The following is a 14,665-nucleotide window of genomic DNA, read 5'->3' on the forward strand; positions in this document are numbered from 1 at the left end:
GTGCCCGGCGGACTCGGGACCGGTGTCAGCCGCGCGCACCGGAGCGGCGGCGCAGGACGGCGAAGCCCAGGGCCGCGGCGCCGACGGCCGCGACGGCTCCGCCGCCGGCGAGCATCAGGCCGGAGCCGTCGGAGGCGCCGGAGCCGTCACCGGCCTGCGCGGCGCCCTTGGGTACCTCACGGACCTGCGGCTGGCCGTTGGGGGCCGGGGGGGTGTCGACCTTCGGGGCCGACGGGGCCTGCGGGGTGGGGGTGGCGGTCTTCGGGGCCGCCGAGGGGGTGGCGGTCTTCGTGGCGTCACCGCGCGGCGCGTCGGGGGCGGCGACGCTCGGGGCGGCCGGCTTCGGCACGCCGTCGGCCCAGGCCTGCCCGCCGGTGACGGTGGCCAGCAGCGCGGCGCCGGTCAGGGCGCAGGCGGCCAGGACGCGGCGGGTGGGCGAGTAGTGGGTACGGCTCCTGCTCATACGGGGTGTCTCCATCTGCATCGGTCGGTACGTGGTGGACGCCGGCCCGCGGTGCGGGTCGCGGTACGGTCCGCGGTGCCCTTCGCGGGGCCGGGCGTGGTGGCGTCGGGGGACGTACGTCGTCGGCGCCGGACGCGTACGTCCTCGTCGCGGACGCTCTCCGGCCGGTGCGGCCGGGGCGTCGTGGATGACGGTAGGAGGGCCGTGTCGCGGTCCTCGGCCGGTCGTGTCACGTTCGTCCATCGGCTGCGTAACGGCCGCCGCCCGTGACGTCACCGCCGCTTCGCCCACCGAGTCCGCCCGCCGAAGCGGCTCGCGGGCCGGCGGGCGGACTCGGTGGGCGGACTTGGTGGGCGCGGTGCCGTGAGTCCCACGCTGGATCGGGTGGATTCGACCGATATCGGCGCGGCGCGACGGTGCGTAGCCATATTCTTCCAGCGCGTGACATCCGGGCGTAGAGGAGCGTGCAACGGCGGTGGAAGCCGGGCTGTCCGGGAGTGGCACCGAGCAGCAGGACTGGGAAGAGCTGAACGAGATCGTGCGGACGATCGCACGGCAGATCCAGTTGTGGCGCGAGAGGACGGGCCTCACGCAGGCCGGTCTGGGACTCGCCATCGGCTTCTCCGAGGAGCTGGTGGGGAAGGTCGAGTGCGGCCAGCGGATTCCGACCGCACAGTTCCTGGACAAGGTCGACGAGGCGGTGAACGCGGGTGGGATGGTGTCCGCGTTCAAGGAGGACCTGACCACGGCGCGATACCCGAAGAAGGTCCGCGACCTGGCCAAGCTGGAGGCCGAGGCGGTCGAGATCGGGGCGTACAGCAACTCCGTGATCCAGGGTTTGTTGCAGACCGAGGACTACACTCGCGCGCTGTTCACCGCGCGCAGACCGTTGCTGGATGAGGAGACGGCCGAACGGCAGGTGGCGGCCCGCATGTCCCGCCAGCACGTCCTCACCCGTTGGCCGGCCACTGTCTTCAGCTTCGTTCAGGAGGAGGTGACGCTGCGTCGGCCGTTGGGTGGCAGGATGGTTCTGCGCGGGCAGCTGGAACGACTGCTGGAGGTCGGCCAGTTGCGGAACGTCGAGATCCAGGTGATGCCGACCGGGCGAGAGGACAACGCCGGGATCGGCGGTTCCTTCCGGCTGTTCGAGGCCGGCGACGGCCCCAAGGTGGCGCACGTGGAAGTGCAGCAGGTCAGCCGCGTGATCGCGGAGCGGAAAGAAGTTCACCCGCTTGAGATCAGGTATGGGACCATCCGAGCGCAGGCGCTCACGCCTCGGGAGTCGATGGCGTTCATCGAGAAGCTTCTGGGAGAGACATGACGATCAAGCCTTCTGTCGACCGCCCTGCGGGGCTCGAGTGGTTCAAGAGCAGCTACAGCACGAACGAGGGGCCTGACTGCGTCGAGGTGGCCCACGGCCCTGGCTCGGTGCACGTGCGGGACTCGAAGGACAAGGAGGGCCCGCGGTTCCGGTTCTCCCAGAGCGAGTGGTCCGCGTTCGTCGGCTTCGCGGCAGAACTCGGCTGACTCCCACGAGCGTTGACGCGGCGGTCCCGGCTCCAGGCCGGGGCCGCCGCTTTGTTGCTACCGCCCCGGTCGTAGCCGCCGCAGCGTCCATCCCTCCCCGAGCTCCCGGGTGTGGGCGGTGAAGAGTTCGGCGGCGCGGCGGTAGGAGAGCCGGGCGCGACCGGTGTGCGGGCAGCGGTCGGCGGCGGGGGTGCCGGCGGGGGCGCGGCGGTCGGTGAGGAAGAGCGGGCCGGTGGCCCGGCCGGCGATGAGGAGGGGGAGCAGCCGGGCGGTACCGGACTGCCAGCGCAGAGGGGTGTGGCCGGGCCGGGTGCGGCGGCGGGGGAGGTCGAGGTGGTCGGTGTCCAGGGCGAGGACGGCTTCGATCGCGGCGCCGGACTCGTGCAGCAGGTGCCACAGGGTCTGCTCACGCAGTGGTGCGCGCAGGGCGAACAGGGCGTGTAGCCGGTCCTCGGCCAATGGGGCGGCGGCCTCGGCCGGTTCGGGCAGTGGAAGGGGGCGCAGCCCGGTGGTCGGGTCGCCGTCGATCCAGCCCTGGGCGCGCCACCAGGCCGCCGCCGCGCGCAGGGTGGAGAGTTCCCGGTTGAGGGTGCGCGGGTCGGTGTCCGCGGCGCGCCGGGTGAGGGCGGTGCGGAGCCGGTCGGCGGCGTCCGGGTGGTCGAGCAGGGCGAGCGGCAGGACGGGCGGCCGGGCGCGCCGTCGTTCGGGGCCGGTGGGGGCGGGCCGGTCGGCGAGTGCCCAGGCCCAGGTGCTCAGTGCGATCCGGTAGATCCGCCGGGAGCCTTCGGCGAGCCCGGAGTCGGCCAGATAGCGCTCGACGGCGAGGCTGTACTCGACCGGGGGGAGCTCTGTCACGATCGCCCTCTTCCGCAGTAAATCATCGACTCCATTGCCGTGTCAGGATATTCGAAAGGCGCAGTAAATGGCAGGCAGGAGTGGATTTCATGGATCATTTACTGCGGTATTCAAGCGCACCGCCAAAGTTGACGCCAAAAGACTCAAGATTCCCCCCGGAAACCCTTGATTCGCACGTGCGGGTGCTCGCAGACTGCTGCCCATGGCAGTGCGGACAGAACGGATCCAGGCCCCCCGAAGGCGCCTGGGAGACCGTCTCGCCGTGTTCGGCGAGCGCGAGTTCACGTGGTTCTTCGTCGGGTACACCACCTCCCTCGTCGGTTCCTCGATGGCGCCGGTCGCGGTCGCCTTCGCGGTGCTCGACGGCGGGGGCGGCGGCACCGACCTGGGGTGGGTGATGGCGGCCCGCATCCTCCCCGTGGTGCTGGTGCTGCCGGCCGGCGGGGTGATCGCCGACCGGCTCGGCAGCCGCCGGGTGATGCTGGGCTCGGACCTGCTGCGCGGCGTGGTCCAGGCACTGTTCGCCGCGCTGCTGGCAGCCGGCCGCGCGCCGGTCTGGGCGATGGTCGCGCTGGTGGCGGTCTGGGGAGTCGGCGAGGGACTGTTCATGCCGGCCTTCGGCGCGGTCGTGCCCGGCCTGGTGCGCCGCAAGGAGCTGATGGCGGACGCCAACACCCTGCTGGGGCTGGCCCGCTCGGTGTCCACCGTGGTCGGCCCCGCCGCCGCCGGACTGGTGACCGCCGTCTGGGGCCCGGCGACGGTGCTGCTGGCCGACGCGGTGACGTACGGCGTCGGCGCCTTCGCCCTGGCCGGGCTGCGGCTGCCGGTACGGGCGGCGGCCGGCGAGGGGTCGATGATCCGGGACGTGCGGGCCGGCTGGTCGGAGTTCGTCTCCCGCCCGTGGCTGTGGATCACCACCGTGCAGATGGGCCTGTTCAACCTGCTGGTCTGGGCCCCCTTCCTGGTGCTCGGCCCGCTCATCGCCCGGCGGGACCTCGGCGGAGCCCGTGCCTGGGGCCTGGTGATGGGTGTGTACGGGGTCGGCGCGGTGCTGGGCGGCCTGCTGATGCTCGGCCGGGCGCCCGGCCGTCCGCTCGCGGTGGCGTCCGCGGCCGCGCTGGGCTGGGCGCTGCCCTCCGGGGCGCTCGCGGCCGGGGCGGCGCTGCCCTGGGTGGCCGTCGCCGCGCTGGTGGCCGGGGCCGGATCGGCGGTCTGCGGGACGCTCTACAGCACCACCACGCAGAAGTGGGTGCCGGTGGAACTGCTCGGCCGGATGACGGCCTTCGGCACGCTGGGCGCCTTCGCGCTCGGCCCGCTCGGGCTGGCGGCGGCCGGTCCGCTGGCCGACCGGCTGGGTACAGGCCGGGTGCTGCTGCTCGGGTCGGTCTGGCAACTGGCCGCCGGGGCCGTAGTGTTGGCCGTACCGGCGGTACGGAACCGCCGCTGGGAAGAGGGCCCGGACAGCTGACCGACCCCTCGGACGGCTTCGGGGCGCACCCCCGGCCCCCGCGCACCGCGCCCGGCCGGCCCCGGAGCGCGAAAGGCTGCCCCACCCGCGCACGCGCGTCTCCGCGGCGGGCGGGGCGGCCGACCCGGTCGTACCGTGGAGGGCGGGGGAGACGGAGGAGGCCGATCATGCCCGGTTCGCTCACCATCAGCCATCACGAGTCCGCGGTCGCCCTGGACCACGCGGACGCGGAGCGGCTCGCCACCGTGCTGGCGGAACTGGCGTACCTGTTGGAGATCCCGGGGCCGAACCGGATCAACGACGCACAGCTGGCCGTGCTCTGCGAGGGCCGCGCCCCGGACCGCGGTGAGCTGGTGCACTGGTGCGCGTCGCTCGCCCGCGGGCTGAAGGGGCAGCTCTGACCGGAGCCCCGCGTGCCGCCGGCCCCCCGCCGGACGATCGCGCCGGAGCCGCCCGTGCCACCGGCCGCCCGCCGTACGATGGCGCGCGGGGCGGGGACGTCCTCCGGGTGCCGGCGTGGCCGGCGTCCGGTCCGGCGGAGGGTGGGGATCCGAGCGTGCCGCAGTCCTGGTCGATGTCCTGGCTGACCGTGCCGACGCCGCTGCCCAGCGGCCCGATGGAGATCGCGGTGACCCCGCTCGGCGTCGCCTCGGCCGGTTACGTCCGGCGCGAGGGCGGGACCCCGCCGTGCACCGACGAGCCGAAGATCAGGGCGGTCACCGAGCGGATCGGCGCCTACCTGGCGGGCCGCACCCGCGAGTTGGGCCTGCCGATCGACTGGAGCCTGAGCTCGGGACCGCACCGCGCCGTGCTGGAGACGCTCTGGCGCGAGGTGCCGTACGGCCGGACCATCACCTACGGTGAACTGGCCGCCCGCAGTGGGGTGTTCGAGGACATCACGGAGCCCGGGCTGGCCGCCCGCACGGTCGGGCAGATGATGGCCGCCAACCCCGTTCCGCTGCTGGTGCCCTGCCACCGGGTGGTGGCGGCGGACGGGATCGGCGGCTTCGGCGGCGGCCGGGTCGGGATCGAGGTGAAGCGCTGGCTGCTCACCCTGGAGGGCGTGCTGGAGCCGACCCTCGACTGGGACGGGCCGCTGTGACGGGAACGGCCCGCCGCGCGACCGGGATGCGGGTGTCCGCCGGGCGGTGAGCGGTCCCGGTCCCGGCCCTGGTCCCGGCCCCGGGGCCGCTCACCGGTGCAGCGCCCGGACCAGCGACACCCGCCCCGGTGCCCGGCTCGGCAGCACCGGCTGGATGCCGGACACCAGCGTGTACTCGATGCCGCGCACGTCCGGCGCCGCCCCCGCGCCCGTCGGCCGTTCGCCGAGTGCCAGCCGGACGGCGTCCCAGGGCAGGTTGAGGCCGCACAGCCGCAGCTGGTGGAGTCCGGCGGCGGGGCGGGTGTTGACGTCGATGACCACCGGCCGGCCGTCGAAGCGGCGGAACTGCACGTTGGACAGGTACGCCATCCCGGTCGACCGGACCAGCCGCCGGACCGGCTCCAGGTAGCACTCCTCGGTGGTGAAGCCCCGGCGGCGGCCGTCCTTGGTGCGTCCGACCGCGGTGAGCGGGGTGCCGTCCAGGTCGGCCAGGCTGTCCACCGAGACCTCGGGCCCGTCCAGGTACGGCATCACCAGCAGGTCCACCGGCTCGCCGTCCGGGCCGCCTTCGTCCAGCGCCGCGGCCACCTGGTCGACCTGCACCCGGTGGTCCCAGCCGGCCAGCCGGTGTGCGCCGTACGGCTTCCGGGTGAGCACCCGGAAGCCGGCACCGCCGGCGCCCGCGACGGGCTTGAGGCAGGCGGTGTGCCCGCCGCCCTCGATCCGCCCGACGGCGTCCCACAGCTCGCCGGGGGTGCGCACCCGCCACCAGGGCGGGGTGGGCAGTCCGGCGCCGGCGATCGCCGCGTAGCCGTCCGCCTTGCTGGTGAAGGCCGCCACCGCGGTGGCGGGCGGGCAGAGCAGCGCGGTGCCGATCGCCTCGAACTCCGGCCGGGCGAGGGCGATGGCGAGCTGGTGCAGCTGGGGGACGAAGACGTCTATGGAGTGCCGGGCGCAGTAGTCCAGCGCGTAGCCGACGTAGCGGTCCGCGGGCAGGTCGGCCGGCTCCGCGGTGCCGTGGTCGGCGGCGGCGAGCACGGGGGAGTCAGGGTCGCCGTGGGTCGCGTGGACCACCACCGGGCGCGGGGCGGCGCGCAGTTGTTCGACGAAGAAGACGTTCTCGGCGTAGGTGCGGTTGAGCCAGACACGTACGGGTGCACTCATGCGGCCCTCCCGGGCGGTGAGTTGACGAAGTGTCAGGGCACCCTAGCGGCCCGTTCGAACGGGCCGGACGGCAGGGCGGCACGTGCGGCGCGCGCCGGGAGGTGGCGCTGGGCGGGGCGTCGATGGGGGAGGATGGGGCGCGGCACTCCGATATGTTCGAATGGATAGTCGAACAATTTCGATCGGGTGATCTATTCGTACTATTTGTTCGACCATTCCGAACCACTCGAACGAGTGATTGCGGGTCACCCGTCAATGGGCCCACCATGAAGCTGCAACACGCATGTGCAAGGCGACACTTCATCGGGATATGCGAAGGGCCCCCCTCATGTCGACCGAAACCAATGCCGGTGTTCCTGCGCCAGGTGCGCAGTCGGAGATCCGGCAGCAGCAGAGTCTGAGCACGGCGGGCGCGCGGAACCTCGCGACGACCACGAAGTCCGCACCGCAGATGCAGGGCATCAGCCCGCGCTGGCTGCTCAGGAAGCTGCCCTGGGTGCAGGTGTCCGCCGGCACCTACCGGGTGAACCGGCGGCTGCGCCACGCGGTCGGCCGCGGCCGGGTGAGTTTCGTCAAGAGCGGCGCCGAGGTGCGGATCGTCCCGCAGACGCTGGCCGAGGTGCCGGTGCTGCGCGGCTTCCAGGACGAGGCCGTGCTGGAGGAGCTGGCCTCGCGCTTCGTGCAGCGGGACGTCAGCCCGGGCGACGTCCTGGTCCAGGCCGGGACGCCGATCACCGAGGTCTTCCTGATCGCGCACGGCAAGCTCGACCGGCTGGGCACCGGCAAGTACGGCGAGGAGACGGTGGTCGGCACCCTCGCCGACGGCGACCACCTCGGCGACGAGGCGGTCCGGCAGGACGGCGGCGACTGGCCGTACACCGTCCGCGCCGCGACCTCCGGCACCGTCCTGTCGCTGACCTGGCCCGCCTTCCAGGAGCTGCACGACCGCTCCGAGGCGCTCCAGCTCCAGGTCATCGAGTACCTGAACGGCTTCCAGCAGGCGCAGAACAAGCACGGCGAGGCCGCGATCGACCTCTCCGCCGGCCACCTGGGCGAGTACGAGCTGCCCGGCGCCTTCGTGGACTACGAGCTGAAGCCGCGCGAGTACGAGCTGAGCGTCGCGCAGACGATCCTCAAGGTGCACTCCCGGGTCGCCGACCTCTACAACCAGCCGATGAACCAGACCGAGCACCAGCTCCGGCTGACCATCGAGGCGCTGCGCGAGCGCCAGGAGCACGAGCTCGTCAACAACCCCGAGTTCGGCCTGCTGGAGAACGCCGCGTACGACCAGCGCTTCCAGACCCACTCCGGTCCGCCCACCCCGGACGACATGGACGAGCTGCTCAGCCGCCGCCGCAGCACCAAGATGTTCCTGGCCCACCCGAGGGCCATCGCCGCCTTCGGCCGGGAGCTCAACAAGCGCGGCCTCAACCCGGGCACGGTCGAGGTCGAGGGCAGGCAGATCACGTCCTGGCGCGGGGTACCGGTCTTCCCGTGCAACAAGATCCCGATCGTCGGGAGCACCAGCTCGATCATCGCGCTGCGTACGGGCGAGGACAACCAGGGTGTCATCGGCCTGCACCAGACCGGAATCCCGGACGAATACCAGCCGAGCCTTTCGGTGCGGTTCATGGGAATCGACGACAAGGCCATCATTTCCTACCTGGTGAGCGCCTACTACTCCGCCGCGATCCTGGTGCCGGACGCGGTCGGCGTCCTGGAGAACGTGGACATCGCGCAGTACTGACGGCCGGCGGGGCCGGCCGCGGAGCGATGCCGTCCGCCCTGGGCAGCCCGACAGGCCCCGGGCGGACGGCGCGCCCCGGCGCGTCCGGGCACGCCCGCCGGTACGCGCAGAACCCGTACGCGCAGAGCCCGCGGCGCAGAGTCCGCGGGGCAGAGCCCGCCCGTACGGACACGGTCCGAGGCGCGGCCCGGGCGGCGTGCGACCGCGCCCGGCTCCGCAGCGCAACCCCGGCCCGCCGACGGCGGGCCGTCCCACGACAGGCGCCCGACAGGGGGAAACACCCATGACGAGTCCCACGCTGGAGCGGGACCACAAAGAGGGGCACGAGGCGGCGGACATCCTCGCCAGGACCCGAGCCCTCGTCGACCCGGTCCTGCGGGCCGCCGTCGACTCACTGCCCGGCACCATGCGCAAGGTGTCCGGCTACCACTTCGGCTGGTGGGAGGCGGACGGCACCCCCGCCGAGGCCCCCGCCGGCAAGGCGATCCGGCCGGCCATGGTCCTCGCCGCCACCCAGGCCCTGGGCGGCAAACCCGACGAGGCCGTCGCCGCGGCCGCCGCCGTGGAGCTGGTGCACAACTTCACCCTGCTCCACGACGACGTCATCGACCGGGACGAGACCCGGCGCCACCGGCCCACCGCCTGGCGGGTGTTCGGCACCACCGAGGCCATCCTGGCCGGGGACGCCATGCACTCCCTCGCGCTGCGCCTGCTCGCCGAGGACACCCACCCGGCCGCCCACGGCTCGATCCGCCGGCTCGCCGACTGCGTGGTCGAGCTCTGCGAGGGCCAGCAGATCGACTGCGCCTTCGAGCAGCGCAACGACGTCTCACTGCCCGAGTGCCTGGCGATGGCGGAGGCCAAGACCGGCGCCCTGCTCGGCGCCGCCTGTGCGATGGGCGCCCTGTACGGGGGCGCGTCCGAGGAGGCGGCGCAGGCGCTGGACGGCTTCGGCCGGGAGATCGGCCTGGCGTTCCAGCTGATCGACGACCTGATCGGGATCTGGGGTGACCCGGCGGTGACCGGCAAGCCGGTCGGCGCGGACCTGGTCGCCCGGAAGAAGTCGCTGCCGGTGGTCGCGGCACTGGGCTCCGGCACCGCCGAGGGTTCGCGGCTGGCCGAGCTGTACGTGCTGGAACGTCCGTTGAGCCCGGAGGAGTTGGCGCAGTGCGCGGCGGCCGTCGAGGCGGCCGGCGGGCGCGGCTGGGCGCAGGGCGAGTCCTGCGAGCGGATGGCCGCGGCGATGGCGCAGCTGGCCGCCGCGGTACCGGAGCCGGCCGCGGCCGACGAACTGCTGGCGCTCGCCGAGCTGGTCACCCGCCGTACCCACTGAGCGGGCCGCCCGCGTCGAACGTCCCCGGTGGTGCGCCGGTGGGTGTCCCCGTGAGCGGGAGGCCGGCCCGGCCTCCCGCTCACGGCGTCGGAGCCGGACCCGCCCTCAGCCGAACGCGGCCAACAGCCGCCGCTCCTTGGCGGGTTCGATGCCCTGCCGTACCGGAGCCTCCGGCCGTCCCTTGCGCCCCTCGGCGTCGGTGTCCCCGGCCGGACCGCGCGTCCGCAGCCACTCCCAGGTGTCCCGCGCCGTCTCGGCGAACGGCCGGCAGCGCAGCCCGGCCGCCTCGGCCCGGCTGGTGTCGGCCAGCCAGGTGCCCGCGATCTCGGGCAGATCCGGCGCCCAGAAGGGCAGTTCGGTCCACGGGGCGACCTGGTCAGGACCCTCGGCGAGCAGCGGCCCGTCCGGGACGGGGACCAGTTCGGTGTCCGCGGCGCCCGCCACCTGCCGGCAGGTCTCCAGCCACTCGCCGAAGCGCAGCCGCCCGGGCGGCGCCGTGGTGACGAACCGCCCCGCCGTCCCAGCCGTCAGCAGGTCCAGCCCGAAGCCGGCGAAGTCCCGGACGTCGATCACCTGCATGGCCCGCTCCGGATCACCCGGCGCGAGCACCCGCCCGCCGCGCGCCATCCGCTCCAGCCACCAGGGCAGCCGGCCGCCGAACTCGTGGGGCCCGGCGAGCAGCCCGCTGTTCAGCACCAGCGTGCGCTCGGCGCCGAACCCCGCCAGCACGGCGCGCTCGCAGCCGGCCTTCAGGGCGGTACCGGCGGGCTGTCCGGGCGGGGTGTCGGCGGGGCAGGGGTGTCGTACGGAGTCCTCGTCGATCACCCGGGCGGGCCAGTCGGCGAAGGCGTGCACGGAGGAGACGAAGGTGTAGTGGCCGGCCCGCTCGCCCAGCAGCCGCGCGCTGAGCGCGGCCTGGGCGGGCTGCTGGGCCGAGGTGTCGACGACGGCGTCCCAGCTGCGGCCGTCCACCAGCCGGGCGAGGTCCCCGGCCCGGTCGCGGTCGCCCCGGACGGCCTCGACGCCGGGCAGGTCGGCGGCGCTGTGGCCGCGGTTGAAGGTGGTCACCCGATGGCCCCGGGCGAGGGCCTCGGCAGCGTAGGCCCGTCCGAGGAAGGACGAGCCCCCAAGCAGGAGGATCTTCATACCGCTGAGTCTCCCGCCGCCGCGCCGCCCGTACGTCCCGCTTCGCGCTCAGCAGAGGGCGGACGACCCGACGCCGTACGGCCGCCGGCCCGACGTGCCGCCCCACCCGGCCCCGCCTAGCATCCCAGGTGTACCGATCCGAGCGACATGTCGACCCGAGCGGCCCGCAGTGGGAGAGCGACAGCATGGTCAATCCGGCACTCGTGGACCCGACCACCGTCCGCGCCACCGCGGCCGAGGCCTGGATCCGCGGCTACCCGCTGCTGCGGAACTACCGCGCCCTGTACGCCCAGGCCCTGGACGACGCGGACCCGGGGTACGTCGGCGGCTTCGGCGTCTTCCGCCACCAGCCGCGGCCGTCCGCGCCCGGCAGCGGCCAGGGTGGCGCGCCAGGCGGTGACGAGCCCGGGGACACCCTGTACTCCCGCGCCTGGCTGGACCTGCGCACCGAGCCCTGGGTGGTCTCGGTGCCCGCCGAGGACCGCCACCACGTCCTCCCGGTGCACGAACTCGACACCGTGTACGCCGGGTTCATCGGCACCGGGACCACCGGCCCGGGGCCCGGCGACCACCTGGTGGCCGGCCCCGACTGGCACGGCGAGCCCCCGCCCGGCATCAGCGGCGTGATCCGCACCGCCACCCGGCTGGTCGGCATCCTGGGCCGCACCCGCCTCACCGGGACCACCCCCGCCGGGACCGCCGCCCTCCAGGAGCGGTACCGACTGCGCCCGCTGCACGAGTACGCCGGGACACCCGTGCCGGCACCCGCCCCGGAGCCGGTCTGGCCGGTCTGGCGCGAGGAGGTGACGGACACCGTCGAGTTCCTCTCCTTCCTCGACTTCCTGCTCGGCTTCTTCCCGCTGGACGGCCCCGTCCCGCTGCCGTCCGCCGAAACCGGGCTGCGCGGCCGCCTCACCGACCTCGGCGTCGACGGCCGTGGCGAGTTCGAGCCTGCCGCCCTCCCCCTGGAGGTGCGCGCCGAGATCGGACGCGGCCTCGCCGACGGCCGGGCCCGGCTGGAGCGCGCCACCGCGGAACTCCGCGGACGCACCGGGCTGTCCGGCACCCGGGAGCAGATCGGCGCGGACTTCCTGCGCCAGGCCGCCGGCGCCGCGCTCGACCTGCACGGGCTGCCCGCCGAGGAGGCCGGGCAGGGCCGCCGGGAGGAGGACGGGGCCGACACCGCACCGGCCGACACCGCCCCGGACGGCCGCCGGCCGCTCCCGCCGCTCGGCCCGCGCTGACCGGACCCGCCCCGACCGCCCCTTCCCCCGTCCGAAGGACCCCCGATGAACCAGCCCGAGCTGGAGGCCCTGGCCGCCGACGCGTACGTGTACGGCTACCCGCTGGTCGCCGGCCTCACCATGGTCGAGCGTTTCACCAGGGGCGGCATGGGCACCCTGCCGGCGGCGCCGTTCAACCACTTCAGCCACGCCACCCGGCTGGCCGGCCCGGCCGACGACTTCGTCTCGGTCAACAACGACACGATCTACTCGATCGCCCAGCTGGACCTCTCCGAAGGCCCGCAGGTGCTGAGCGTCCCCGACACCGCCGGCGCCTACTACGTGGTGCAGTTCATCGACGCCTGGACGGACAACGTCGCCTACCTCGGCAGCCGCGCCACCGGCACCGGTGCGCAGACCTGGCTGATCGTCCCGCCGGGCTGGCACGGCACCCCGGCCGACCGGGACCGGGTGATCGAGCTGCCGACCACCGTCGGCACCGTCGTCGGCCGCTTCGCCTGCGCCGGCCCGGACGACCTGCCCCGGATCAGGGCCCTGCGGACCGCCCTGGAACTGGAGCCGCTGGAGCCCGGGGGCCTGGTCGCCGGACTGCCCGAGCCGGACGGGGACGTGCCCGAGCGGCTGGCCTTCTTCGAGCGCCTGCGGGTCTGGATGCAGGCCTTCCCGCCCGCCACGGCGGACATCGAGTACCAGCGCCGCTTCGCCCCGCTCGGCCTGCTGGACGACGGCGCCTCGCCGTACCGGGCGGCCGCCCCCGAATGGACGCTGGCACTCGCCAAGGGCCTGGCCGCCGGCCGGGAACGGGTCGAGGACGCCACCCGCCCGCCGGAGGACCACCCGCCCGGCGAGTGGCGCGGCGCGCTCCACCTCTTCGACTACAACACCGACCACCTGGGCCCCGGCACCCTGGACGACCCCGAGTGGCGCATCCCCGACCGCCGCGCCGCCTACCTCAGCCGGGCCGCCGCCGCCCGGGCCGGCCTCTGGGGCAACCACGCGTACGAGGCCTCGTACGCGATGACCTACGACGACTCCGACGGCCGCCCCCTCACCGGCGCCAGCAGCTACACCCTGCGCTTCGACCAGCCGCCCCCGGCCGAGGCGTTCTGGTCCGTCACGATGTACTCCGTTCCGGACTACTACCTGGTGGAGAACCCGATCGACCGCTACTCGATCGGCGACCGCACCCCCGGGCTGGTCCACGGCGACGACGGCTCCCTCACCCTGACCCTCCAGCACGACCGGCCCGAGGACCCGGCCGCCGCCGCCAACTGGCTCCCCACCCCGCCCGGCGAGTTCCGCCCCATCCTCCGCATCTACCGGCCCAAGCCCTCCGTCCTGGAGGGCAGCTACCGGGTCCCGCCGATCCATCGGACGTGACGGCCTCGCTGCTGTCGTGCGTGAGAAGTCGGCCGGGTCGACTTCTCGTGCGCCCCGTCCTGTTCCCAACAGGCCTGAGGCGGCGTTGTGCCGACCGCTGCTGGCCTGAGGGCGGCTACCGGGTCCCGCCGATCCGTCGGACGTGATGGCCTCGCTGCTGTCGTGTGTGAGAAGTCGGCCGGGTCGACTTCTCGTGCTCCCAACAGGCCTGAGGGGCCGGCCGGGCGGCAGCGTTGCGCGGACTGCTACCGGCCCGGTGAGGACGCCGGCGCCGGGCTCGTCGGCTGCGGCGAGGCGTCCGGACCCGGCGTCGCCGTGGCCGTGCCCGAGGGAGAGGGGGAGCCCGTCGGCGAGCCGGACGGCGAGGCCGGCGACGTGGGCGTGCCCGACGGGGAGGGCGCCGCGGTGGCCGTCGGGTGCGGTGACGCGGTGGCGGACCCCGTCGGCACCGGCACCGGCGTCGGGGCCGACGAGGACGTCGAGGGGTCGGCCGGGTAGGAGGCGGACCCGCCGCGGTTGTGCGGCCCGCCCTCCAGGGTGACCACCGCCTGCGAGGGCGGCAGCGCGATCCGGGCCGTCCAGTGCGTCGTCGGCGCCTGGTCCTCGTCCACCGTGACGATGACGGTGATCCGCTGGCCGGGCGCCAGGGTGCCGGCGTCGCGGCTGAGCCGGAGCCAGCCGGCGTCCGTCACCGCGCGCCAGCGGATCTCCGTGCCACCGGAGTCGGTGAGGGTGAGAACGGTCCGGTTGCCGTACTCGCAGGCCTCGACGGTGAGCAGTCCGGCCGGGGCGGGTTCGCCCGGGCCCGGTGCGGAGGCCTGGTCGGCCACGGGGGCGGGCGCGACGACCAGGGCGGGGCTGCCGAGCGGGGCCGCGCCGTGCGCTGGGACGGGTACCAGCGCGCCCTCGAAGGTCAGTCGCGGAAACCCGGGAAGCAACGTTTCTGCACCGCCGCTACCGGAACCACCCATGCCCCGGCCGGTCCCGGCCCCCGCCAGCTCCATCCCCGGCATGCCGGTCGAACCCGGCCCCACCGGGCCGCCCACCGGGGGCCGCGGCCGCTGCCCGGTCGGCCGACCGGTCTCGTCCACCCGCACCGCCGACACCGAGGCCGCCGACCCCGACCCGCCACCGCCCCGGTGCCCGGCCCAGAGCGCGATCACCGGCGCCGCCAGTACGGCCGCGAGCACCCCGGTGGTCACCACCCGCCGGCGCACCGCCAGCCCGCGCCCCGCG

General features: G+C 74.5%; 14 protein-coding genes. 9 read left to right on the forward strand and 5 right to left on the reverse strand.

Going from position 1 to position 14,665, the window contains the following annotated elements; all coding sequences use genetic code 11:
• Positions 1-25: 25 nt before the first annotated feature.
• A complete protein-coding gene (locus BU198_RS08370) occupies positions 26-463 on the reverse strand; it encodes a Tat pathway signal sequence domain protein (RefSeq protein ID WP_188296209.1) in 438 nt (145 codons plus the stop codon).
• Positions 464-938: 475 nt separating this feature from the next.
• Between BU198_RS08370 and BU198_RS08375 the strand changes: the two genes are divergently transcribed.
• Positions 939-1,784, forward strand: a complete 846-nt coding sequence (locus tag BU198_RS08375) for a Scr1 family TA system antitoxin-like transcriptional regulator (protein WP_188296210.1) — start codon at positions 939-941, stop codon at positions 1,782-1,784.
• Positions 1,781-1,990: a DUF397 domain-containing protein gene (locus BU198_RS08380; RefSeq protein ID WP_188296211.1), complete on the forward strand. Its 210-nt coding sequence runs from the start codon at positions 1,781-1,783 to the stop codon at positions 1,988-1,990. Before BU198_RS08375 ends, BU198_RS08380 begins: the two co-directional genes overlap by 4 nt.
• A gap of 57 nt (positions 1,991-2,047) precedes the next feature.
• On the opposite strand, the gene BU198_RS08385 is transcribed toward BU198_RS08380, so the two are convergent.
• Positions 2,048-2,845 carry a hypothetical protein gene (locus tag BU198_RS08385; protein ID WP_188296212.1) on the reverse strand — a complete coding sequence of 266 codons (798 nt, stop codon included), beginning with the start codon at positions 2,843-2,845 and terminating at the stop codon, positions 2,048-2,050.
• Positions 2,846-3,047: 202 nt separating this feature from the next.
• On the opposite strand from BU198_RS08385, the gene BU198_RS08390 reads away from it, so the two are divergent.
• The 3 genes from BU198_RS08390 to BU198_RS08400 all read left to right on the forward strand — a co-directional run bounded on the left by BU198_RS08390 (position 3,048) and on the right by BU198_RS08400 (position 5,415).
• A complete protein-coding gene (locus tag BU198_RS08390) occupies positions 3,048-4,313 on the forward strand; it encodes an MFS transporter (RefSeq protein ID WP_188296213.1) in 1,266 nt (421 codons plus the stop codon).
• 167 nt (positions 4,314-4,480) lie between these two features.
• A complete protein-coding gene (locus BU198_RS08395) occupies positions 4,481-4,714 on the forward strand; it encodes a hypothetical protein (RefSeq protein ID WP_188296214.1) in 234 nt (77 codons plus the stop codon).
• A 155-nt stretch (positions 4,715-4,869) separates the two neighbouring features.
• Entirely contained in the window at positions 4,870-5,415 is a 546-nt protein-coding gene (locus BU198_RS08400) for a methylated-DNA--[protein]-cysteine S-methyltransferase (RefSeq protein WP_317620023.1), read from the forward strand.
• A gap of 90 nt (positions 5,416-5,505) precedes the next feature.
• Here the strand turns inward: BU198_RS08400 and BU198_RS08405 are convergent, their stop codons facing one another.
• Complete coding sequence (locus BU198_RS08405; RefSeq protein WP_188296215.1) at positions 5,506-6,579, reverse strand: ATP-grasp domain-containing protein; 1,074 nt, start codon at positions 6,577-6,579, stop codon at positions 5,506-5,508.
• A 328-nt stretch (positions 6,580-6,907) separates the two neighbouring features.
• On the opposite strand from BU198_RS08405, the gene BU198_RS08410 reads away from it, so the two are divergent.
• Both BU198_RS08410 and BU198_RS08415 read left to right on the forward strand, forming a co-directional pair.
• The gene (locus BU198_RS08410; RefSeq protein WP_188296216.1) at positions 6,908-8,326 is read left to right on the forward strand and encodes a family 2B encapsulin nanocompartment shell protein; all 1,419 of its coding nucleotides are present in this window, start codon (positions 6,908-6,910) and stop codon (positions 8,324-8,326) included.
• A 283-nt stretch (positions 8,327-8,609) separates the two neighbouring features.
• Positions 8,610-9,659: a family 2 encapsulin nanocompartment cargo protein polyprenyl transferase gene (locus BU198_RS08415; protein WP_188296217.1), complete on the forward strand. Its 1,050-nt coding sequence runs from the start codon at positions 8,610-8,612 to the stop codon at positions 9,657-9,659.
• 105 nt (positions 9,660-9,764) lie between these two features.
• Here the strand turns inward: BU198_RS08415 and BU198_RS08420 are convergent, their stop codons facing one another.
• Positions 9,765-10,805, reverse strand: coding sequence for an NAD-dependent epimerase/dehydratase family protein (locus BU198_RS08420; RefSeq protein ID WP_188296218.1), 1,041 nt, complete (start codon positions 10,803-10,805; stop codon positions 9,765-9,767).
• 128 nt (positions 10,806-10,933) lie between these two features.
• On the opposite strand from BU198_RS08420, the gene BU198_RS08425 reads away from it, so the two are divergent.
• Both BU198_RS08425 and BU198_RS08430 read left to right on the forward strand, forming a co-directional pair.
• Positions 10,934-12,049, forward strand: a complete 1,116-nt coding sequence (locus tag BU198_RS08425) for a DUF1254 domain-containing protein (RefSeq protein WP_188296219.1) — start codon at positions 10,934-10,936, stop codon at positions 12,047-12,049.
• A 45-nt stretch (positions 12,050-12,094) separates the two neighbouring features.
• Positions 12,095-13,429 carry a DUF1254 domain-containing protein gene (locus BU198_RS08430; RefSeq protein WP_188296220.1) on the forward strand — a complete coding sequence of 445 codons (1,335 nt, stop codon included), beginning with the start codon at positions 12,095-12,097 and terminating at the stop codon, positions 13,427-13,429.
• Positions 13,430-13,674: 245 nt separating this feature from the next.
• On the opposite strand, the gene BU198_RS08435 is transcribed toward BU198_RS08430, so the two are convergent.
• On the reverse strand, positions 13,675-14,665 hold a 991-nt coding region (locus BU198_RS08435; RefSeq protein ID WP_411293159.1), incomplete at its 5' end, for a BACON domain-containing protein.

Source organism: Streptomyces sp. CBMA156, from assembly GCF_014596515.1.
Classification (GTDB): domain Bacteria; phylum Actinomycetota; class Actinomycetes; order Streptomycetales; family Streptomycetaceae; genus Kitasatospora.